This window comes from Blautia sp. OM06-15AC (assembly GCF_003481425.1).
Taxonomy (GTDB): Bacteria; Bacillota; Clostridia; order Lachnospirales; family Lachnospiraceae; genus Fusicatenibacter; species Fusicatenibacter saccharivorans.
Genome location: NZ_QULD01000013.1, coordinates 23287 through 42190, shown reverse-complemented (window position 1 = coordinate 42190; position 18904 = coordinate 23287). Strand labels below are relative to the sequence as shown.

The window sequence follows — 18904 nt, the reverse complement described above, 5'->3', positions numbered from 1 at the left end:
TATAGCAATCCCCGAAAATAATGCAAAAAATTCAGCACCGCAGAGCGTGAATTACTGCGTCACAGATTTTCGTCGTACCCCGGTACGCCTTCAAATCTGTTCCTTGCAATTCGCGCTCTGCAGCACTGCCTTTTTTGCATTATTTTCGGGTCTTGCTATAGAAAAAACTATGAGAAACACGCTCCGCGAGTTTCTCAAGTTATCGCGGCAGTCGCCAAGGTCTCGTGCAGGCACGGACTTTGGCTCGTTGCCCGCGTAAATTAAAAAACCGGAGGACATACATCCCCCGGCCTTTCGCTTATGGTTAATTAGCATTTAACAACGTTGGAAGCCTGCATTCCGCGAGCACCCTCGGTAAGATCGTAAGTAACCGCCTGACCTTCGTCAAGAGTTTTGAATCCTTCACCCTGGATAGCGGAGAAATGTACGAATACATCGTTTCCGTCTTCGCCTGTGATGAAGCCATAGCCCTTCTCTGCGTTAAACCATTTCACTGTTCCCTTGTTCATTGTGAGTTACCTCCATAAAATTAAAAAATAAGCATGATGTGGGAATGCATATGTTCCCCCATAAGCGAGTGAACTTTTGATAAAAAAATTCACTAGCTATTACAGATTATATTGAAGGTGAATGCTAATATAATCTCTAATAGCTAGTGACCACGTATTACATCTCAACATCTTCTCGATTGAGACCATTATAATCTTGCAAATCAAAAAAGTCAAGAAAAAACTCTTTATTTCAGGAAAGATTTCGTGTATTATAAAAAGGAATAAATGGTCGGACGACGGCCAGAAGAAAAGAAAGGATCAGAGAACGTAAGATGAGTATCTTAATCAAAAATGGACAGGTCATCGACCCGGCCACCCAAAAAGACGAAATCAGTGATGTTCTGATCGAAAACGGCGTTATTACACGGGTTGAAAAAGGAATCCGCGTAAAAGATGCGCAGGTAATAGATGCAAAAGGCTGCTATGTAATGCCTGGCATCATCGATATGCATGTACATCTCCGCGACCCGGGGCAGACATATAAAGAAGATATTGAAAGCGGTTCGAAAGCAGCAGCAAAAGGAGGCGTGACAACGCTGGTAGCGATGCCGAATACAAAACCGGTCATCGACAGCCCGGACCGCGTCAACTATGTAACGATCAAAGCAGACCGTTTTTCTCCGATTAATGTACTGCAGGCAGGCGCCATCACAGTAGGACAGAAGGGTGAAGAGCTCGCCGATATCGAGGGCATGGTAAAAGCCGGCATCCCGGCGATCAGCGAGGACGGAAAATCCGTTATGAACGCGCTGCTCTACAAAGAGGCCATGGAGATTGCCGCAGAGAAAAACATTCCGGTGCTGGCTCACTGCGAGGACAAGAACCTCGTAAACGGCGGCTGCATGAATGAGGATGCAAACTCGAGAGAGTGGCATCTGCCGGGCATCACAAACTCCGTAGAGAACACGATTGTTGCAAGAGATATCGTACTTGCCGCAGAGACAGGTGCACACCTGCATCTGTGTCACTGCTCGACCAAAGAGAGCGTGGATATGGTGCGTGAGGCGAGAAAGGCCGGCGTTTCGATTTCCGCCGAGGTCTGCCCGCATCACTTTACCCTCTGCAGCGACGACATCGTAAAGGGCGACACCAACTACAAGATGAATCCGCCGCTCCGTACGAAAGAGGATCTCGAGGCACTGCGCCAGGGTCTGAAAGACGATGTCTTCGATGTCATCAGCACCGATCATGCACCGCATGCGCTGACCGAGAAACAGGAGTCCTTCAAGAAAGCTCCGTTCGGCATCGTCGGACTGGAGACGAGCGTGGCTCTTACCATCACCGAACTTGTGGATACCGAGATCATCACCCCGATGCAGATGGCAGAGAAGATGAGCTACAATCCGGCAAAAATCCTGCACCTGGACAAGAAAGGTTCTCTTGCACCCGGCATGGACGCCGATGTGGTTATCATCGATCCGGAAGCAGAGTATGTGATCGATCCGAAGGAGTTTGTTTCCAAGGGCAAAAACACTCCGTTCGGCGGCAAGAAAGTCAAAGGAAAAGTTATGGCTACCGTATGCGGCGGCAAGATTGTATACGAAGCTGAGTAATTTCTATAAGAAAAAACAGAAGAGGGAGAGTAAGCAGATGATTAACAAACTGATTGCAAACATTAAAAAAACAAATGCACCGATCGTCGTAGGTCTGGACCCGATGCTGAACTATGTGCCGGAGCACGTACAGAAAAAGGCATTTGCCGAGTACGGAGAGACACTCGAAGGAGCTGCAGAGGCCGTTTGGCAGTTCAATAAAGCGATTGTCGACGCAACATACGATCTGATTCCGGCTGTAAAACCGCAGGTTGCCATGTATGAGCAGTTCGGCGTTCCGGGAATGGCAGCGTATGAGAAGACCGTTTCCTACTGCCAGGAAAAGGGTCTCGTTGTCATCGGCGATATCAAACGAGGCGATATCGGTTCTACTTCTGAGGCGTATGCAGTCGGCCACCTCGGCCACGTGCAGGTGGGAAGCAAATCCTACGCCGGATTCCATGAGGATTTTGCAACTGTCAATCCGTATCTTGGATCTGACGGCGTAAAACCGTTCATCAAGGTCTGCAAAGAGGAGAAAAAAGGTATCTTTGTTCTGGTAAAAACCTCGAACCCGTCCAGCGGCGAGTTCCAGGACCGCATCATCGACGGACGTCCGCTGTATGAGTGGGTCGGCGAGCAGGTTGCCGCGTGGGGCGAGGAGCACATGGGCGATGATTACAGCTATGTGGGAGCTGTTGTCGGCGCTACGTACCCGGAGATGGGCAAGGTGCTGCGTAAGGTAATGCCGAAATCCTACATCCTGGTACCGGGCTACGGTGCACAGGGTGGAAAAGGAAAAGACCTCGTTCACTTCTTCAATGAGGACGGACTGGGTGCAATCGTAAACTCTTCGAGAGGTATTATCGCTGCTTACAAACAGGAAAAATATGCCGAGTTTGGCACTGAGAACTTTGCGGATGCTTCGAGAGCAGCTGTAAAGGATATGGTTGAGGATATCAGCGGGGCGCTTGCTGCTGCAAAATAAGAATACAGGGTGAAAAGCTCAGAAGGTCTGCCGGGTAGATGTTATGTCCGCCGGAGGATATTTTGGGCTTTTCGCCGATTCAAGAAAATAAAAGGAGTGTTCAGCTTATGAAAATCAAGGAATGCTGTACTGTGGAAAGTCAGGAGTGCATTGCAAAAGGAATTTACAGCATGTGGATTTCCACGAAAGTGATTGCGAAAGAGGCGAAGGCCGGCCAGTTTATTTCTCTGTTTTCGAAGGACGGCAGCCGTCTTCTGCCGCGTCCGATTTCTCTTTGTGAGATCGACCGAGAGGGAGGAAGACTTCGGATTGTCTACCGTGTGGCAGGTGCAGGAACGGAGGAGTTTTCGCATCTGAAAGCGGGGGATGAGGTTGATATTTTAGGGCCGCTTGGAAATGGATTCCCGATCGAGGAAGGTAAGGGAAAACGTGTGATGCTGATGGGCGGCGGTATCGGTGTTCCGCCGATGCTGCAGACGGCGAAGGATCTTGGAACGGACACGATCATCTGCTGTGGTTACCGCGATGAGTTGTTCTTAAATGAGGAGTTTGCTGCGGCAGGCGATCTTCATATTGCAACGGAGGACGGAAGTGCCGGTGTGAAGGGCAATGTGATGGATGCGGTGCGCGAGGATCATCTGGAAGCAGATGTAATTTTTGCCTGCGGTCCGGCTCCGATGCTGCGTGCAATTAAGGCGTACGGTCTGGAAAAGGGAATTCCATGCTGGATTTCGATGGAAGAGAAGATGGCGTGCGGCGTTGGCGCATGTCTTGCGTGTGTCTGCCAGTCGACTGAGGTGGATGGTCATTCACATGTGCACAACAAGCGGATCTGCAAGGACGGACCTGTCTTTTTAAGTACGGAAATTGAGCTGTAAGTGACGCGAGGAGGAGAAAAAGCGATGAAGACAAGTGTGAATCTGGCGGGTGTGGAACTGAAGAATCCGGTTATGACGGCATCTGGTACGTTTGGCTCCGGCGCGGAGTACAGTGAGTTTGTGGATTTGAAGGAGCTTGGTGCGGTTGTGACGAAGGGTGTTGCGAATGTGCCGTGGCCGGGGAATCCGACGCCGCGTATTGCGGAGGTTTACGGCGGAATGCTGAATGCGATCGGGCTGCAGAATCCTGGTATTGATGTGTTCTGTGAGAGGGATATTCCGTTTTTGAAACAGTTTGACACGAAGATTGTGGTGAATGTGTGTGGACGGACGACGGAGGATTACTGTGAGGTTGTGGAGCGATTGACTTCGGAGCCGGTGGATCTGCTGGAGATTAATATTTCGTGCCCGAATGTGAAGGAGGGCGGTATTGCGTTTGGACAGGATCCGAAGGCGGTGGAGGCGATCACCAGAGAAGTTAAAAAATATGCGAAGCAGCCGATTATTATGAAATTGAGCCCGAATGTGACGGATATTACGGAGATGGCGCGGGCTGCGGAAGCCGGCGGGGCGGATGTGCTGTCGCTGATCAATACGCTTACTGGGATGAAGATTGATATTGAACGGCAGAAGTTTGCGATTGCGAATAAGACTGGCGGTATGTCGGGGCCGGCGGTGAAGCCGATTGCGGTGCGGATGGTGTATCAGGTGGCGCAGGCAGTGAAAGTGCCGATTATTGGTATGGGCGGTATTGCGTCGGCGGAGGATGCGCTGGAGTTTATTCTGGCGGGGGCTACGGCGGTTTCGATTGGGACGGCGAATTTCTTTAATCCGTATGCGACTGTTGAAACGGTTCGCGGTATCGAAGAGTATATGAGAAGGCATAAGGTTGACGATATTAATTCGCTGATCGGGGCGGTGAGATAAGACGGACGGCCTCGAGCGGCTTCGCATCTGCGGTGCGGCGGGCGAGAAAAAGAGGGCGGAACTGTGGCTCAGAATGGGCACAGTTCCGCCCTCTTTTTCTATGCCCGCCACACCGCAGGCGCAAATTCCAGTGAGATCTGGTTGTGTGGAGCTGAAACGAAGTAGGTCTGGATCCGCCGGGGGCGGATCGGCGTGAGAGTGTTGTGGTGGGTGCATAGTATATAGAAAATGGAAGGTGGTATGTGAGATGAAGTATGGGATCATTAAAGTGAAGCGGGCGTTTTTGTATGAGGAGAATGGGGTGGATGTGGTGGATGAGGTGTTTTTTGGATGGAGCGTGATGTGGGAAGATGAGGGGGAGTGGATTGAGGTTTGGACGCATTATGGGTATCGGGGGTGGATGGAGAGGAATTTGATTGAAGAGAAAAGCCGGGAGTGGATGGAGGAGAGGGAAAAGGCAGGGAATACGTATGTGGTGACACGCGGGTTTGCGGATGTGATGAGGGGAGCGCGGGTGCAGTCGCGGATGTTGGAGACGCTGGGACGGGGGTGTTTTGTGGAGAAAATGGAGGAGACGGAGAATGGGTATTGCAGGGTGAAACTGGCGAATGGGATCAGTGGGTTTGTGCCGGAGGTGGCATTAAGAAAAAGACTGGATTCGGATCGGTTTTTGTGGGGAAAATCGGAAGAGAGGTTTTTTGTGGAGCAGGGGATTCCGGAGGGGTGGTCGGAAGAGAAGTTTCGGAGGAAGGTTGTGGAGTGTGCGAAGGGGTATCTTGGATGCCAGTACCGGTGGGGCGGGAAGGCGGCGGATGGGATTGACTGTTCGGGTGTGGTGTTTATGGTGTATTTGATGAATGGGGTTTTGATTTGGCGGGATGCGGATATCAGGGAAGGGTATCCGATGAAAGCGATCTGGAGAGAAGGGGAGGAGATGTGTCTGGTGGAGGAACGGGCGAAGGCCGGGGATCTGCTGTTCTGGAGGGGGCATGTGGGGATGTATCTGGGGGACGGCAGGTATCTGCACTGTACGGGGCATGAGAGGGTGTTTGGGTGCAGGGTGAATAGTCTGCGGAGAGGGGATGAGGATTTTCGGGAGGATCTGGCGGAGGCGTTGAAAGTGGTTGGGAGTGTTTTTCGTGAAATATCTGGAAGCGGAAAGCTGGAGGAAAAGAGCGATGTACCGTGAAAAACAGGCATTGCGGGCGGCACGGGAGTAAATAAGACATATATAATTGACATCAGGAAATATCATTTTTGTATTGGAAATCCCTGAAAAAGTTTGTTATAATAATAACAAAGTCGAAAACAAAAGACAAAAGGCGGCTCAAACAGAGAGTAGGAAAAACAGAAATTCTGCTGATCTGATCTGCCGGAGCTGTCCATCAGAAGCAAAACAAGAAAGGGGTTCTGAACAATGGCAAGATTTACATTACCAAGAGATTTATACCACGGAAAGGGTGCTTTAGAGGCACTGAAAACATTCGAAGGAAAACGTGCAATCGTCTGTGTAGGCGGCGGCTCCATGAAACGTTTCGGTTTCCTGGATCGCGCAGTAGACTACCTGAAAGAAGCCGGCATGGAAGTACAGCTTTTTGAGGGAATCGAGTCTGACCCGTCAGTCGAGACTGTTATGCGCGGAGCAAAAGCGATGGAAGAGTTCCAGCCGGACTGGATCGTAGCAATGGGCGGCGGATCTCCGATCGACGCAGCAAAAGCAATGTGGATCAAATACGAGTATCCAGACATCACCTTCGAAGAAATGTGCAAGGTATTCGGAATGCCGAAACTCCGCAGAAAAGCTCATTTCTGTGCAATTTCTTCTACATCCGGAACAGCAACCGAGGTAACCGCGTTCGCAGTTATCACAGACTATGAAAAAGGTATCAAATACCCGCTGGCAGACTTCGAAATCACGCCGGACGTTGCAATCGTAGATCCGGATCTGGCAGAGACGATGCCGCAAAAGTTAGTTGCTCACACCGGTATGGACGCTATGACCCATGCAATCGAGGCATACGTTTCCACCGCGAACTGTGACTTCACCGATCCGCTGGCACTGTATGCAATCAAGATGATTCAGGCAGACCTGGTAGATTCCTACAACGGAGATATGGCAAAACGTGACAGCATGCACAACGCACAGTGCCTCGCTGGTATGGCATTCTCCAATGCACTTCTTGGTATTGTTCACTCCATGGCACATAAAACAGGCGCAGCATTCGCTGATTACGGCGCTCACCTGATCCACGGCGCAGCAAACGCTATGTACCTGCCGAAGGTTATCGCGTTCAACGCAAAAGACGAGACTGCAGCAAAACGTTATGCAGTGATCGCTGACGAGATGAAACTTGGCGGCGAGACAACGGAAGAGAAAGTAAAACTCCTCATTGACTATCTGCGCGGCATGAACGACAAACTGAACATTCCGCACTGCATCAAGAACTACGGAAAAGACAGCTATCCGACCGAGCAGGGCTTCGTTCCGGAAGACGTATTCCTGGAGAGACTGCACGACATCGCTGTAAATGCCATCGCCGATGCCTGCACCGGATCCAACCCGAGACAGCCATCTGTTGAAGAGATGGAAAAACTGCTGAAATGCTGCTACTATGATACAGAAGTAGATTTCTAAAAAGAAAACATATCGAAATCCCTCCGTTCTCTGGGCGGAGGGATTTTTTGCGTCAGAGAATGAAATTTATTTGTGTGGATTTTATGTTTTTTATGCGAAATCCTGTGTCTGGACTGGAAAAACAGAGGCATTTATGGTAGTATAGAACAGAATAGAAGTAAAAACGGGCGGCATGCGAGAACCGATGCCTTCCCCTGAAAATATGGAGGAAAATAAGATGGAACAGTATAAGAAAGAGTTCATTGAATTCATGGTCGAGAGCCAGGTATTAAAATTTGGAGAGTTCACCCTGAAAAGCGGAAGAAAATCCCCGTTCTTTATGAATGCAGGCGCTTACGTAACCGGCAGTCAGTTAAAACGTCTCGGCGAGTATTACGCAAAAGCAATCCATGACAACTACGGGCTGGATTTTGACGTTCTGTTCGGACCGGCATACAAAGGAATTCCGCTCAGTGTTGTAACAGCAATTGCGATTCATGATCTCTACGGTGTAGAAGTACGCTACTGCTCCAACCGGAAGGAAGCCAAAGACCACGGTGGAGATGCAGGACTGCTGCTTGGAAGCAAGATCAAAGACGGTGACCGCGTTGTCATTATTGAGGATGTAACCACTTCCGGAAAATCCATCGAGGAGACCTTCCCGATCATCCAGGCACAGGGCAATGTGGAGATCAAAGGACTGATGGTATCCTTAAACCGCATGGAGCGCGGAAAAGGCGATAAGAGCGCACTCGAGGAAATCCAGGAAACCTATGGCTTCCCGGCAAATGCCATTGTAACCATGGAGGACGTTATCACGTATCTGTACAACCGTCCATGCCAGGGCAAAATTCAGATCGATGACAAGATGAAGGCTGCCATTGATGCATATTATGAGGAGTACGGCGTGAAATAAGATGCGGTACACCGGGAAAGGGAGTTTTGCGCTATGAATGAAAAGATTTATAAAACCATGGGACGTGTCGGCGGCGGAAATATCGCTATGGGCGCCGTACTGGTTGTTGTTGGCGTGGCAACCGGTGTTCTGATGATCGTAAGCGGGGCAGGCCTGCTGAAACGACGCGGGGAAATCATGTTCTAAAAGCGCCTTTTAAAAAGAAAAAATGCCGGGATATTTCGGAAGCGCGTGCGCCGATGAGGTATGCCGGCGTTTCTGATAGCAGAGGGGAGAACAACGCAGAAAGGGGAAACGAAGATGAAGCAGGAGACGAAAGCCAGAATCCGCGTTGTGGGACGGATTTTATTTCTGGTGTATCTTCTTGCGCTCGTTTATTTTCTGTTTTTTGCAGAAGAATACGGGAGAAGAAACTTTTTTGAACTGGATTACCGTTACAATCTGGTGCCGTTTCAGGAAATCAGACGGTTCTGGATTTACCGCGAAAAGGTGGGATTCCTTGCCGCATTTTTAAATCTGGCGGGCAATGTGATCGGTTTTCTGCCGTTCGGCTTTATCGTTCCGGTGATGCACAAAAAAATGGAGAGTTTCTGGAAAGTATCGCTTCTTGGTTTTATGTTCAGCCTCTGCGTGGAGACGATTCAGCTCATCACGAAGGTGGGCTGCTTTGATGTAGATGATCTGATCCTGAATACGCTTGGAGCCATGATCGGCTGCGGCGCATTCCTGATCTGCAATAAATTCAGGAGATGGAAATATGGCGAGGAAGAAGTATAATTACAATTTTGTCCGGAAGCCGTCGGAAGGCGGAAAGGAAGCTCTCTATATGGCAGGTGCTTCGGTCTTTCTGCTTCTGCTGGCTTCGATCGTATCGTTTGCATTCCGCGGAAACGGAGGCATTTTTCTCGGAGCAGCGGGACTGTTCTCATTCCTTCTGTCGGGATACGGCTTCTATGTGGGAATGAAGAGCTTTAAAGAAGAACAGGTCAGCCACAGAATGTCGGTTCTCGGCTCGATTACGAGCGGCGGCATGCTGGTCGCATGGCTGGCACTGTTTCTGATCGGTGTGAGATAAATGTACTCTCGTAAAATCAAGCACAGAAAGACTCCGGGAGTACATATAAAAGAAAAGGGGAAAAAGATGGATCGCGAACGTTTTGAAAAACAGCTGAATTTTATTCTGGAGATTGATAAAGAAAAACAGATCCTGCGCCAGACGCACATCCGCGGCTATTCGCGCCAGGAGGACGACGCGGAGCACGCATGGCACATGGCGGTGATGGCATTTCTGCTGCAGGAATATTCGAATGAGAAAATCGACATCGGCAGAACGATGCTCATGCTGCTGATCCACGACCTCGTGGAGATTGATGCAGGCGACACGTATGCGTACGACGCGGAGGCAAACAAAACAAAAGACGAGAGAGAACACAAAGCGGCCGAGCGCATCTACGGCCTGCTGCCGGAGGATCAGGGAAAAATGCTGATGGATCTCTGGCTCGAGTTCGAAGCGTATGAGACACCGGAAGCGCGCTTTGCTCATGTGATGGACAATTTCCAGCCGCTGCTTTTAAATCATGAGAACGATGGAAAAGACTGGACCAGCCACAATGTGCGGATTTCCCAGCCGTTAAAACGAAACGAGAAGACGGCGACCGGCTCCGAGGAGATCTGGAGTTATATGGAAGAGATTCTCGAACAGAGTATCCGGGATGGAAAAATTATTGACGACCGGGAAGAAAAACAGGAATAAGTTAAGAAGAATGAGGGGCAGATCTGCCCCTCGTAACAGTTAAAGAGAAACAGAAAGGGATTTTTTATGACGGATGAATTATTAAACGAGCGGTATGCGCTTGCAATTGAGCGGATCCGCCAGATTCCGGCGGAAAAAAGCGTTCCGCAGCCGTACCGCGATTTTTTTGCACAGATGGCACAGTACCTCTGCAAAATGGACCAGATCCGGAGCAGAATCGCAGAAGGATATCTAAAAACAGCATCCGAGGAAGAGCTGGCTGTTTTTAACCGCGAGCCGTATGAAGATGTGATCGGGGAGCGGTATGAGACCTCCTACGGAAACCCGGCGTTTGCCGTGCGGGCACTTGGTGAAACGCATGGAAGGAGCCTCTGCTGCCTGTACCGGGAGCTGGGAAATGCTGTTGTCTGGGTCTATGAGGACCGCCTGCTGGAGCTGACTGCGGCGATGGAGCTGTATCTCGAGTTGTATGCGATGTTCGAGGAGGAGACGCTGCCGTCCGCGCAGTATGTAAAAGAGAGCATTTACTGGTATGTGAGCGATTACGCCGAGGAGCGCCAGGAATACCAGGTGCGCGAAATCGTCGACCCGTCGCTGCACTTTGTGAAGGATATTGTGATGGAATCTGATCTGACGGATCTGCGGTATCTGTACCAGTACGGCGAATATATCACCGAAAATGAGAAGGGTACAGCCCGCTTTTTAAATACGTTCAGCCAGGAAGAAATCGACGCGATGGCACGCACCTACACAGAAGGCTTCCGCAAGTGCTTTCTCGTGGCGCGAAAAGATCTGTCGAAAAAGAAGACAGTCAGCATCCGCTTCCACATCGGTTTTGAGCGCATGATCCGTGCGGCAATATTACAGTTCCGCGAGATGGGACTCGAGCCGGTGATTTCCCGCGGCGCGCGGAGAACGTGGGTTGCCGGTGCGTCTGCGAATAAGCAGTATGACTACGATCACCGGAACGATGAGGCGCTGTATCTCAACGAGGATCTCGTGAAGAGACGGCTCCGCGCGATGCAGGTGAAATACGACGAGTACAAAGAACTGGCGGACGGCTATGCCGGCCCTGCCGTGGTGGAAACCTTCGGCGAAGTTCCGTTTGAGCCAGTAAATAAAAAACAGGCACTGCACTTAAACGAGCGCCAGCAAAAGCTCCGTGTCGGTTTCCAGAACGAGGCGGGCCAGATTGTAAACCGCTATATCAAGGATGACGAGTACGGCTACACGATCATCGCCTACCCGATGCCGGAGATCGATCCGCGCTACGAAAAAATTTTCCGTGAGATCGTAAAGATCAACACGCTCGATTACGAAAAATACCAGCGCATCCAGCAGTACCTGATCGATGCGCTCGACGAGGGTGTTTCCGTGCATGTGCTTGGAAAAGGAGAGAACAGAACGGATCTGCGCGTGATGCTGCATCATCTGAACGATCCTGCGAAAGAGACGAATTTCGAGAACTGTGTTGCCGACTGCAATATTCCGGTCGGAGAGGTCTTTACTTCCCCGAGTCTTACCGGCACGACAGGCGTGCTCCATGTGACGGGGGTCTACCTGAACGAGCTGTATTACCGCGATCTCTGCCTGACGCTGACTGACGGCATGATCACCGCGTATGACTGCGCAAACTTCGAAAAAGAAGAGGACAATCGTACTTATATAGAAGAAAACCTGCTGTATCACCACAGGACGCTGCCGATCGGTGAGTTTGCCATCGGAACGAACACGACGGCGTACGTGATGGCAGAGCAGTACGGCATCGCCGGAAAACTGCCGATCCTGATTGCAGAGAAGATGGGCCCGCATTTTGCGATGGGCGACACCTGCTACGCCTGGGCGGAGGACAGCCCGATGTACAACCCGGACGGAAAAGAAGTAATCGCGCGCGAGAACGAGGTTTCGGCAAAACGGAAAGAAGATCCGTCGAAAGCATACTTCGGATGCCACACGGACATCACGATTCCGTACCGCGAACTGCAGTCGGTTGCGGTCGAAAAAGCAGACGGAACGACGATCCCTCTCATTGAGGACGGACGCTTCGTCCTGCCGGGAACGGAAGAATTAAATGAACCTTTTGGCTGATTATGGGTTGACATTTCTGCGCCTGCTTAGTATATTATAAGCAGAACTGAATGATTAAAACATAAATATAAGTATAACTAATGAATAACGCTTAGAACAGTTAATCAGAAAAGGAGAACAACATGGCTAAAGTAGGAATTGTGATGGGCAGCGACTCTGATATGCCGGTAATGAGCAAAGCAGCCGACATGCTGGAAAAATTTGGAATTGAGTACGAGATGAAAATCATCTCCGCACACCGCGAGCCGGATGTATTTTTCGAATATGCAAAAACCGCAGAGGAGAAAGGCTTCAAGGTTATCATTGCAGGCGCAGGTATGGCAGCTCATCTGCCGGGTATGTGCGCAGCTATTTTCCCAATGCCGGTCATCGGAATTCCGATGCATACCACATCGCTTGGAGGTCGTGATTCCCTGTACTCCATCGTACAGATGCCGAGCGGCATTCCGGTAGCAACCGTTGCCATCAATGGCGGTGCCAATGCCGGAATCCTGGCAGCAAAGATTCTTGCAACTTCCGATCCGGAACTGCTTGCAAAACTGAAAGCATATACACAGGAAATGAAAGAGCAGGTTGAGGCAAAAGACGCAAAACTGCAGGAAACAGGATACCGTAACTACAGTAAATAAAAACAAAGGACAAGGGAGGTTCACCATGGATTACAAGAACGCAGGAGTAGATATTGAAGCTGGATACAAATCAGTAGAATTAATGAAAGAGCATGTAAAGAAAACCATGCGCCCGGAGGTATTAGGCGGCCTTGGCGGTTTTTCCGGCGCTTTTTCCCTGGCAAAAATCAAAGAAATGGAAGAGCCGGTGCTGCTTTCCGGTACAGACGGATGCGGAACCAAGGTGAAGCTCGCCATGATTCTTGATAAACACGACACCATCGGCATTGATGCCGTTGCCATGTGTGTGAACGATATCGCATGTGCCGGCGGAGAACCGCTGTTCTTCCTCGACTACATCGCATGCGGAAAGAACTATCCGGAGAAGATCGCTTCGATCGTAAAAGGCGTTGCAGAAGGCTGTCTGCAGTCCGATGCGGCACTGATCGGCGGTGAGACCGCAGAGCATCCGGGCCTGATGCCGGAGGATGAGTACGATCTGGCAGGTTTTGCTGTCGGCGTATGTGACAAGAAAGACATGATTACCGGTGAAAATCTGGCAGCCGGAGACGTACTGATCGGCATGGCTTCCACCGGCGTTCACAGCAACGGATTTTCTCTTGTCCGCAAAGTTTTCGATATGACAAAAGATTCTTTAAATACATACTATGATGAGCTCGGCGCAACCCTCGGCGAGACCCTGCTTGCACCGACCCGTATCTACGTAAAAGCACTCCGCGCCATCAAAGATGCCGGTGTAACCGTAAAAGCATGCAGCCACATCACCGGAGGCGGCTTCTACGAGAACATTCCGCGTATGCTCAAAGACAACACCGTAGCCGTTGTACAGAAAGACAGCTACACCGTACCGCCGATCTTTGATCTGATGGCAAAGAAAGGCAATATCGACGAGCAGATGATGTACAACACCTTCAACATGGGTATCGGTATGGTACTGGCTGTTGATCCGAAAGATGTAGACGCAGTGATGAAAGCCATCCGTTCCACAGGAGATACGCCATATGTGATCGGCCACATTGAAAACGGAGAAAAAGGAGTACAGTTATGCTAAGATTAGCAGTTCTCGTCTCCGGCGGCGGCACGAACCTGCAGGCGATTCTGGATGCGATTGACGAGGGAATCATCACAAACGCGGAGGTTTCTGTTGTCATCAGCAACAATGCAGGAGCGTATGCGCTGGAGCGTGCGAAAAAGAAGGAGATTGATGCGGTATGCCTTTCCCCGAAGACCTTTGCATCGAGAGAAGCATTCAACGAGGCACTGCTGGCGAAACTGCAGTCGTACAACGTCGATCTCGTTGTGCTCGCAGGATGCCTGGTTGTGATCCCGCAGAGCATTGTGGATGCTTATCCGAATAAGATCATCAACATTCATCCGTCCCTCATTCCGTCGTTCTGCGGAACGGGCTATTACGGACTGAAAGTGCACGAGGGCGTATTATCCCGCGGCGTCAAAGTGACGGGAGCGACGGTTCATTTTGTGGACGGCGGAACAGACACCGGCCCGATTATTCTGCAGAAGGCAGTCGAAGTGCACGAGGGCGATACACCGAAGGCACTGCAGCAGCGCGTCATGGAAGAGGCCGAGTGGGTCATTATGCCGCGTGCGATTGATCTGATTGCAAACGGAAAAGTAACGGTAGAAGACGGACACGTAAAGATAAAGGAGTAAGAGCGATGAAAGTATTGATTGTAGGAAGCGGCGGAAGAGAGCATGCGATTGCCTGGAAGGTGGCGCAGAGCCCGAAGGTAGACAAGATTTACTGCGCTCCTGGAAACGCAGGAATTGCGGAGTACGCAGAGTGTGTCGATATTGCAGCGATGGAGTTTGACAAGCTCGTTGCTTTTGCGAAAGAAAAAGAGATTGACCTGACCGTCATCGGCATGGATGATCCGCTGGTCGGCGGTGTTGTCGATGCGTTTGAGGCAGAGGGACTGCGCGTATTCGGACCAAGAAAGAATGCGGCAATCCTGGAAGGATCGAAAGCGTTCTCCAAAGACCTGATGAAAAAATACCATATCCCGACGGCGGCATACGAGACATTCTCCGATCCAGAAGCGGCAGAGAAATATCTCGAGACTGCAAAATTCCCGATCGTGCTGAAAGCCGACGGTCTGGCTCTTGGAAAAGGCGTTCTGATCTGCAATACCTTAGAGGAAGCAAAAGAGGGCGTCAAGACGATCATGCTCGACAAGAAATTCGGCAGTGCCGGAAACGAGATGGTCATCGAGGAGTTTATGACGGGACGTGAGGTTTCCGTTCTCTCCTTTGTGGATGGAAAGACGATCAAGACGATGAGTTCCGCACAGGACCACAAGAGAGCAGGAGACGGCGACACCGGCCTGAACACCGGCGGTATGGGCAACTTCTCCCCGAGTCCGTTTTATACCGAAGAAGTGGATAAGTTCTGTAAGAAATATATCTATCAGCCGACCGTAGATGCGATGGCAGCTGAGGGAAGACCGTTTAAGGGAGTTATCTTCTTCGGACTGATGCTGACACCGGACGGACCGAAAGTGCTCGAGTACAATGCCCGCTTCGGCGATCCGGAGGCACAGGTTGTGCTTCCTCGTATGAAGACAGACATCATTGATGTATTTGAAGCCTGCATCGACGGAACTCTCGACCAGATCGACCTGCAGTTTGCAGATAATGCGTGTGTCTGCATCGTACTGGCTTCGAACGGTTATCCGGTTTCCTACGAAAAAGGATTCCCGATCCGCGGACTCGAGACGTTCAAAGAGCATGAGGGCTATTACTGCTTCCATGCAGGAACGAAGTTCAAAGACGGCGAGATCGTGACAAACGGAGGCCGTGTCCTCGGCGTGACAGCACTTGGCGATACCCTGAAAGAGGCACGTGCGAATGCATATAAGGCTGTTGACTGGGTTGACTTTGACAATAAATATTACCGCCATGATATTGGAAAAGCGATTGACGAAGCGTAACGTGAATGTGAATTTTAATTTTGAGTAAAATGGAGCCGCCAGAATCCCGGTGAAAGGGAAATCTGGCGGCTTTGTCTTTTTGTTCTGAAAAGGGAATAAAGCGCCGCCGTTCCGGATACAATAGTAAGGAGATCCTTTGCTTTTTAGCAGAATCAGAACAGGAAAGGCGGTCAGAAAAGATGGGAATCGTTTGTCTGGCGGGGATTTTTGCCGTATTTCTTCTGCTTGCATGGACGCTCTGCCGGGCGGCAGGATGGGAGAAAGAACGGGAAGATCTTGAACAGGAGCAGTACCTGAAAGAGTGGCGGGAGAAAAAGTTGAAAAAAATCGAAAAAATTTGAAAATTAGTGTTGACATTTGGCGGGTGGAATGCTATACTAACGAAGTCGGTTGGTGATACAGATAAAAAGCCAACAGACAAAACACTGATGTGGGGTCTTAGCTCAGCTGGGAGAGCATCTGCCTTACAAGCAGAGGGTCATAGGTTCGAGCCCTATAGGCCCCATATTTTATGAAAAACGGTGTTGAAAATGAATATGGCGAGATAGCTCAGTTGGCTAGAGCACGCGGTTCATACCCGCGGTGTCGAGGGTTCGAATCCCCCTCTCGCTACTTGTGGAACCCTTGAGAAATCAAGGGTTCTTTTAGCTTTATGGACAGTCTGATGATATGGCTGTCATGTCAAAATCGTGTCTTGAAATTCACAGGGATTTGTGAGAAAATGAGACTACCTAAGAGCTTGTTTTGGGCTCTGAAAGTAAATAAAACAGTAATGGATAGAAGAAAGATAAGGAAAAAACAATGATAGAGTTTAATAAACCACCTTTTATTGGAACAGAACTGGAATACATCCGCCAGGCGGCAGAGGAAAACAACAAGCTGTGCGGCGACGGTCCTTTTACGAAGAAATGTTCTGCCTGGATGCAGGACAATTTCAACGTAAAACATGCGATGCTTACGACATCCTGCACCCATGCACTGGAAATGGCAGCTTACCTGTCTGAGATTCGGCCGGGCGACGAAGTGATCATGCCGTCCTACACGTTTGTTTCCACTGCAGATGCCTTTGTTCTGCGCGGAGCAAAAATCGTCTACGTGGATATCCGTCCGGATACGATGAACATCGACGAGACCAAGATTGAGGATGCCATCACCGAAAAAACAAAAGCGATTGTTCCGGTTCACTATGCGGGCGTTGCCTGTGAAATGGATACCATCATGGATATTGCAAAACGCCATAACCTGAAGGTTGTAGAGGATGCGGCACAGGGTGTGAGCGCGTACTACAAGGGAAAAGCCCTTGGAACGATCGGCGATTTTGGCTGCTACAGCTTCCATGAGACGAAAAACTATACGATGGGAGAGGGCGGCGCACTGCTGTTCCAGGATGAGAATTATCTGGAAAAAGCAGAGATCCTTCGTGAAAAGGGAACGAACCGCAGCAAGTTTTTCCGCGGACAGATCGACAAATATACCTGGATCGACTACGGTTCCTCCTATCTGCCGAGCGATATGAATGCTGCTTACCTGCTTGCAGAACTCGAGGAACATGAGAAAATCGATAGAAAGCGGATGGCCATCTACAACTATTACCATGAGCAGCTCCGTCCGCTGGCTGAGGCCGGAAAGATCGAGCAGCCGGTTGTGCCGGAAGGCTGTGTACATAATGCGCATATGTACTTCATCAAGGCAAGAAATCTGGAAGTACGTACAAAACTGATCAACTATATGAAAGAGCGCGGTGTGATGTGTGTCTTCCATTACGTTCCGCTCCATACCTCCCCGGCCGGACAGAAGTTCGGTGTTTTCCACGGAGAGGACAAATACACAACAAAAGAGAGCGAGCGCCTGATGCGTCTGCCGATGTTCTACAGCCTGTCTGAACAGGATATGGCATATGTCGTAGAGTGCCTCATGGACTTTAAAGAGTGGTAACATTTCATGTATGAGAAGTTTTTAAACTACTTTACGGACTATATTTTCGTGAAGGATGAGCCGCAGAAAGCCGATGTGATTTTTGTGCCGGGAAACGGATATCCGCAGATGGCGGCGCACGCGGCAGAACTCTGGAAAGAAGGATTTGCGCCGTATGTGCTTCCGTCGGGAAGATACAGTACTGTGCTCGGGCATTTCGCCGGTGTACAGGATCTTGCGGAGCAGTACGGCGGAAACTATGAAACCGAGTGGGAGTTTCTGCGGACGGTACTGCAGAAAAACAGCGTGCCGGAGAAAGCGATTCTACGCGAAGACCAGGCGACGTATACGTATGAAAATGCACTGCGGTCACGGGAAGTGACAGATGCGGCGGGCATCGAGGTAAAAAAAGCGATCCTCTGCTGCCGGAATCTCCATGCGAGACGGTGTATTCTGTATTACCAGCTTGTCTACCCGGAGACAGAGTTTTTTGTCTGTCCTTCGGATATTGAGTTCACCAGAGAAAACTGGCATACAAAGGGTGAATGGATCGACCAGGTGTTAGGAGAAATGGAGCGCTGCGGCGGTCAGTTCCACAAGATTCTGCGGGAACTGCCGGCGGATTCTGAATTTTAACACCAGTAGACAAGAAGTCCTCAGCTTCTAAAGTGGTGGGATGAATTGTTAAAAGAAACATAACGGCAGTGGTAGGCGGAGAGAAATCGGTATCCTCCACTGACATGAGGAAAGTCACAGTCGAACTATTCTCGACATGTCAGACTCTGTGAAAATACCGATTGTGAGTTGAAACGAAAAGATTTATAAAAAAGAGCGGAAATTGTGGTAAAATTGCGGCTCGTATGGTATACTATCGTTAAGTTAAGTTTCTAATCTAAAGCAAAGGTTGGTGGACAGTATGAATAAGATTGATGAAGTATTAGAGCTTTTAAAACAGAGAGAACGTGAGAACGAAAAACCGAAAAACGTGATTTTATGGGTTCTTGCCATTGTCGGAGCGGTAGCGGCAGTTGCAGGAATCGCATACGCAGTATACCGGTTTGTAACTCCGGATTATCTGGAAGACTTCGAAGATGATTTCGATGACGATTTCGACGATTACTTCGAGGATGAAGACGAAGATAAGTAGGATGGAAAAAAGAAACTCC

Annotated in this window: 22 protein-coding genes and 2 tRNA genes; 23 read left to right on the top strand and 1 reads right to left on the bottom strand. The window is 49.9% G+C overall.

Translation table 11 applies throughout. From position 1 onward, the window contains the following. Nucleotides 1-259: hypothetical protein (locus DXB83_RS16720; protein WP_207665917.1), on the top strand; the 259-nt coding region annotated here is incomplete at its 5' end. Nucleotides 260-308: 49 nt separating this feature from the next. On the opposite strand, the gene DXB83_RS14180 is transcribed toward DXB83_RS16720, so the two are convergent. After that, nucleotides 309-509 carry a cold-shock protein gene (locus DXB83_RS14180; RefSeq protein WP_022461996.1) on the bottom strand — a complete coding sequence of 67 codons (201 nt, stop codon included), beginning with the start codon at nucleotides 507-509 and terminating at the stop codon, nucleotides 309-311. 314 nt (nucleotides 510-823) lie between these two features. On the opposite strand from DXB83_RS14180, the gene DXB83_RS14175 reads away from it, so the two are divergent. The 22 genes from DXB83_RS14175 (at nucleotide 824) to DXB83_RS14080 (ending at nucleotide 18885) form a co-directional block, all read left to right on the top strand. Then, nucleotides 824-2104, top strand: a complete 1281-nt coding sequence (locus DXB83_RS14175) for a dihydroorotase (RefSeq protein WP_117509731.1) — start codon at nucleotides 824-826, stop codon at nucleotides 2102-2104. Between the two features lie 37 nt (nucleotides 2105-2141). Next, a complete protein-coding gene (gene pyrF, locus DXB83_RS14170) occupies nucleotides 2142-3071 on the top strand; it encodes an orotidine-5'-phosphate decarboxylase (RefSeq protein WP_022461998.1) in 930 nt (309 codons plus the stop codon). Between the two features lie 107 nt (nucleotides 3072-3178). Further along, on the top strand, nucleotides 3179-3949 hold the full coding sequence (locus DXB83_RS14165) for a dihydroorotate dehydrogenase electron transfer subunit (protein ID WP_022461999.1): 771 nt from the start codon (nucleotides 3179-3181) through the stop codon (nucleotides 3947-3949). Nucleotides 3950-3973: 24 nt separating this feature from the next. Beyond that, the gene (locus DXB83_RS14160) at nucleotides 3974-4876 is read left to right on the top strand and encodes a dihydroorotate dehydrogenase (RefSeq protein WP_022462000.1); all 903 of its coding nucleotides are present in this window, start codon (nucleotides 3974-3976) and stop codon (nucleotides 4874-4876) included. Between the two features lie 247 nt (nucleotides 4877-5123). Beyond that, nucleotides 5124-6065, top strand: coding sequence for a C40 family peptidase (locus tag DXB83_RS14155; protein ID WP_118595601.1), 942 nt, complete (start codon nucleotides 5124-5126; stop codon nucleotides 6063-6065). Nucleotides 6066-6293: 228 nt separating this feature from the next. Further along, nucleotides 6294-7511, top strand: coding sequence for an iron-containing alcohol dehydrogenase (locus DXB83_RS14150; protein ID WP_055227104.1), 1218 nt, complete (start codon nucleotides 6294-6296; stop codon nucleotides 7509-7511). A gap of 217 nt (nucleotides 7512-7728) precedes the next feature. After that, entirely contained in the window at nucleotides 7729-8406 is a 678-nt protein-coding gene (pyrE, locus tag DXB83_RS14145; RefSeq protein WP_117802627.1) for an orotate phosphoribosyltransferase, read from the top strand. A gap of 33 nt (nucleotides 8407-8439) precedes the next feature. Then, nucleotides 8440-8592: a hypothetical protein gene (locus tag DXB83_RS16700; protein ID WP_055221261.1), complete on the top strand. Its 153-nt coding sequence runs from the start codon at nucleotides 8440-8442 to the stop codon at nucleotides 8590-8592. Between the two features lie 114 nt (nucleotides 8593-8706). Next, nucleotides 8707-9183: a VanZ family protein gene (locus DXB83_RS14140; protein ID WP_055227152.1), complete on the top strand. Its 477-nt coding sequence runs from the start codon at nucleotides 8707-8709 to the stop codon at nucleotides 9181-9183. After that, the gene (locus DXB83_RS14135) at nucleotides 9164-9481 is read left to right on the top strand and encodes a hypothetical protein (RefSeq protein WP_118697772.1); all 318 of its coding nucleotides are present in this window, start codon (nucleotides 9164-9166) and stop codon (nucleotides 9479-9481) included. The genes DXB83_RS14140 and DXB83_RS14135 overlap by 20 nt, the downstream gene beginning before the upstream one ends. 66 nt (nucleotides 9482-9547) lie before the next feature. Further along, nucleotides 9548-10159, top strand: a complete 612-nt coding sequence (locus tag DXB83_RS14130) for an HD domain-containing protein (protein WP_117760545.1) — start codon at nucleotides 9548-9550, stop codon at nucleotides 10157-10159. A gap of 66 nt (nucleotides 10160-10225) precedes the next feature. Then, nucleotides 10226-12247 carry an aminopeptidase gene (locus tag DXB83_RS14125; RefSeq protein WP_117813269.1) on the top strand — a complete coding sequence of 674 codons (2022 nt, stop codon included), beginning with the start codon at nucleotides 10226-10228 and terminating at the stop codon, nucleotides 12245-12247. A 122-nt stretch (nucleotides 12248-12369) separates the two neighbouring features. Next, nucleotides 12370-12876: a 5-(carboxyamino)imidazole ribonucleotide mutase gene (gene purE, locus DXB83_RS14120; RefSeq protein WP_022462013.1), complete on the top strand. Its 507-nt coding sequence runs from the start codon at nucleotides 12370-12372 to the stop codon at nucleotides 12874-12876. 25 nt (nucleotides 12877-12901) lie between these two features. Beyond that, the gene (gene purM, locus DXB83_RS14115) at nucleotides 12902-13927 is read left to right on the top strand and encodes a phosphoribosylformylglycinamidine cyclo-ligase (RefSeq protein WP_118659418.1); all 1026 of its coding nucleotides are present in this window, start codon (nucleotides 12902-12904) and stop codon (nucleotides 13925-13927) included. Further along, nucleotides 13921-14547 carry a phosphoribosylglycinamide formyltransferase gene (gene purN / locus DXB83_RS14110; protein WP_055221251.1) on the top strand — a complete coding sequence of 209 codons (627 nt, stop codon included), beginning with the start codon at nucleotides 13921-13923 and terminating at the stop codon, nucleotides 14545-14547. The genes purM and purN overlap by 7 nt, the downstream gene beginning before the upstream one ends. Nucleotides 14548-14552: 5 nt before the next feature. Next, nucleotides 14553-15824: a phosphoribosylamine--glycine ligase gene (purD, locus tag DXB83_RS14105; RefSeq protein ID WP_055227099.1), complete on the top strand. Its 1272-nt coding sequence runs from the start codon at nucleotides 14553-14555 to the stop codon at nucleotides 15822-15824. A gap of 179 nt (nucleotides 15825-16003) precedes the next feature. Beyond that, nucleotides 16004-16165 carry a hypothetical protein gene (locus DXB83_RS16595; RefSeq protein ID WP_022462017.1) on the top strand — a complete coding sequence of 54 codons (162 nt, stop codon included), beginning with the start codon at nucleotides 16004-16006 and terminating at the stop codon, nucleotides 16163-16165. Nucleotides 16166-16256: 91 nt separating this feature from the next. Further along, nucleotides 16257-16329: transfer RNA gene (locus tag DXB83_RS14100), tRNA-Val, on the top strand. Nucleotides 16330-16362: 33 nt separating this feature from the next. Beyond that, nucleotides 16363-16436 (top strand) — tRNA-Met (locus tag DXB83_RS14095). A gap of 189 nt (nucleotides 16437-16625) precedes the next feature. After that, nucleotides 16626-17759 (top strand): dTDP-4-amino-4,6-dideoxygalactose transaminase, encoded by a 1134-nt coding sequence (gene rffA, locus DXB83_RS14090; protein WP_117760542.1) that lies wholly within the window; start codon nucleotides 16626-16628, stop codon nucleotides 17757-17759. A 6-nt stretch (nucleotides 17760-17765) separates the two neighbouring features. Continuing rightward, on the top strand, nucleotides 17766-18374 hold the full coding sequence (locus DXB83_RS14085; RefSeq protein ID WP_055221246.1) for a YdcF family protein: 609 nt from the start codon (nucleotides 17766-17768) through the stop codon (nucleotides 18372-18374). Between the two features lie 280 nt (nucleotides 18375-18654). Then, on the top strand, nucleotides 18655-18885 hold the full coding sequence (locus DXB83_RS14080) for a hypothetical protein (protein WP_055221244.1): 231 nt from the start codon (nucleotides 18655-18657) through the stop codon (nucleotides 18883-18885). The last annotated feature ends 19 nt before the right edge of the window (nucleotides 18886-18904 follow it).

Coding starts and splice junctions, on each gene's coding strand:
- DXB83_RS14180 (WP_022461996.1), bottom strand. CDS start 509: ATGAACAAGGGAACAGTGAAATGGTTTAACGCAGAGAAGGGCTATGGC.
- DXB83_RS14175 (WP_117509731.1), top strand. CDS start 824: ATGAGTATCTTAATCAAAAATGGACAGGTCATCGACCCGGCCACCCAA.
- pyrF (WP_022461998.1), top strand. CDS start 2,142: ATGATTAACAAACTGATTGCAAACATTAAAAAAACAAATGCACCGATC.
- DXB83_RS14165 (WP_022461999.1), top strand. CDS start 3,179: ATGAAAATCAAGGAATGCTGTACTGTGGAAAGTCAGGAGTGCATTGCA.
- DXB83_RS14160 (WP_022462000.1), top strand. CDS start 3,974: ATGAAGACAAGTGTGAATCTGGCGGGTGTGGAACTGAAGAATCCGGTT.
- DXB83_RS14155 (WP_118595601.1), top strand. CDS start 5,124: ATGAAGTATGGGATCATTAAAGTGAAGCGGGCGTTTTTGTATGAGGAG.
- DXB83_RS14150 (WP_055227104.1), top strand. CDS start 6,294: ATGGCAAGATTTACATTACCAAGAGATTTATACCACGGAAAGGGTGCT.
- pyrE (WP_117802627.1), top strand. CDS start 7,729: ATGGAACAGTATAAGAAAGAGTTCATTGAATTCATGGTCGAGAGCCAG.
- DXB83_RS16700 (WP_055221261.1), top strand. CDS start 8,440: ATGAATGAAAAGATTTATAAAACCATGGGACGTGTCGGCGGCGGAAAT.
- DXB83_RS14140 (WP_055227152.1), top strand. CDS start 8,707: ATGAAGCAGGAGACGAAAGCCAGAATCCGCGTTGTGGGACGGATTTTA.
- DXB83_RS14135 (WP_118697772.1), top strand. CDS start 9,164: ATGGCGAGGAAGAAGTATAATTACAATTTTGTCCGGAAGCCGTCGGAA.
- DXB83_RS14130 (WP_117760545.1), top strand. CDS start 9,548: ATGGATCGCGAACGTTTTGAAAAACAGCTGAATTTTATTCTGGAGATT.
- DXB83_RS14125 (WP_117813269.1), top strand. CDS start 10,226: ATGACGGATGAATTATTAAACGAGCGGTATGCGCTTGCAATTGAGCGG.
- purE (WP_022462013.1), top strand. CDS start 12,370: ATGGCTAAAGTAGGAATTGTGATGGGCAGCGACTCTGATATGCCGGTA.
- purM (WP_118659418.1), top strand. CDS start 12,902: ATGGATTACAAGAACGCAGGAGTAGATATTGAAGCTGGATACAAATCA.
- purN (WP_055221251.1), top strand. CDS start 13,921: ATGCTAAGATTAGCAGTTCTCGTCTCCGGCGGCGGCACGAACCTGCAG.
- purD (WP_055227099.1), top strand. CDS start 14,553: ATGAAAGTATTGATTGTAGGAAGCGGCGGAAGAGAGCATGCGATTGCC.
- DXB83_RS16595 (WP_022462017.1), top strand. CDS start 16,004: ATGGGAATCGTTTGTCTGGCGGGGATTTTTGCCGTATTTCTTCTGCTT.
- rffA (WP_117760542.1), top strand. CDS start 16,626: ATGATAGAGTTTAATAAACCACCTTTTATTGGAACAGAACTGGAATAC.
- DXB83_RS14085 (WP_055221246.1), top strand. CDS start 17,766: ATGTATGAGAAGTTTTTAAACTACTTTACGGACTATATTTTCGTGAAG.
- DXB83_RS14080 (WP_055221244.1), top strand. CDS start 18,655: ATGAATAAGATTGATGAAGTATTAGAGCTTTTAAAACAGAGAGAACGT.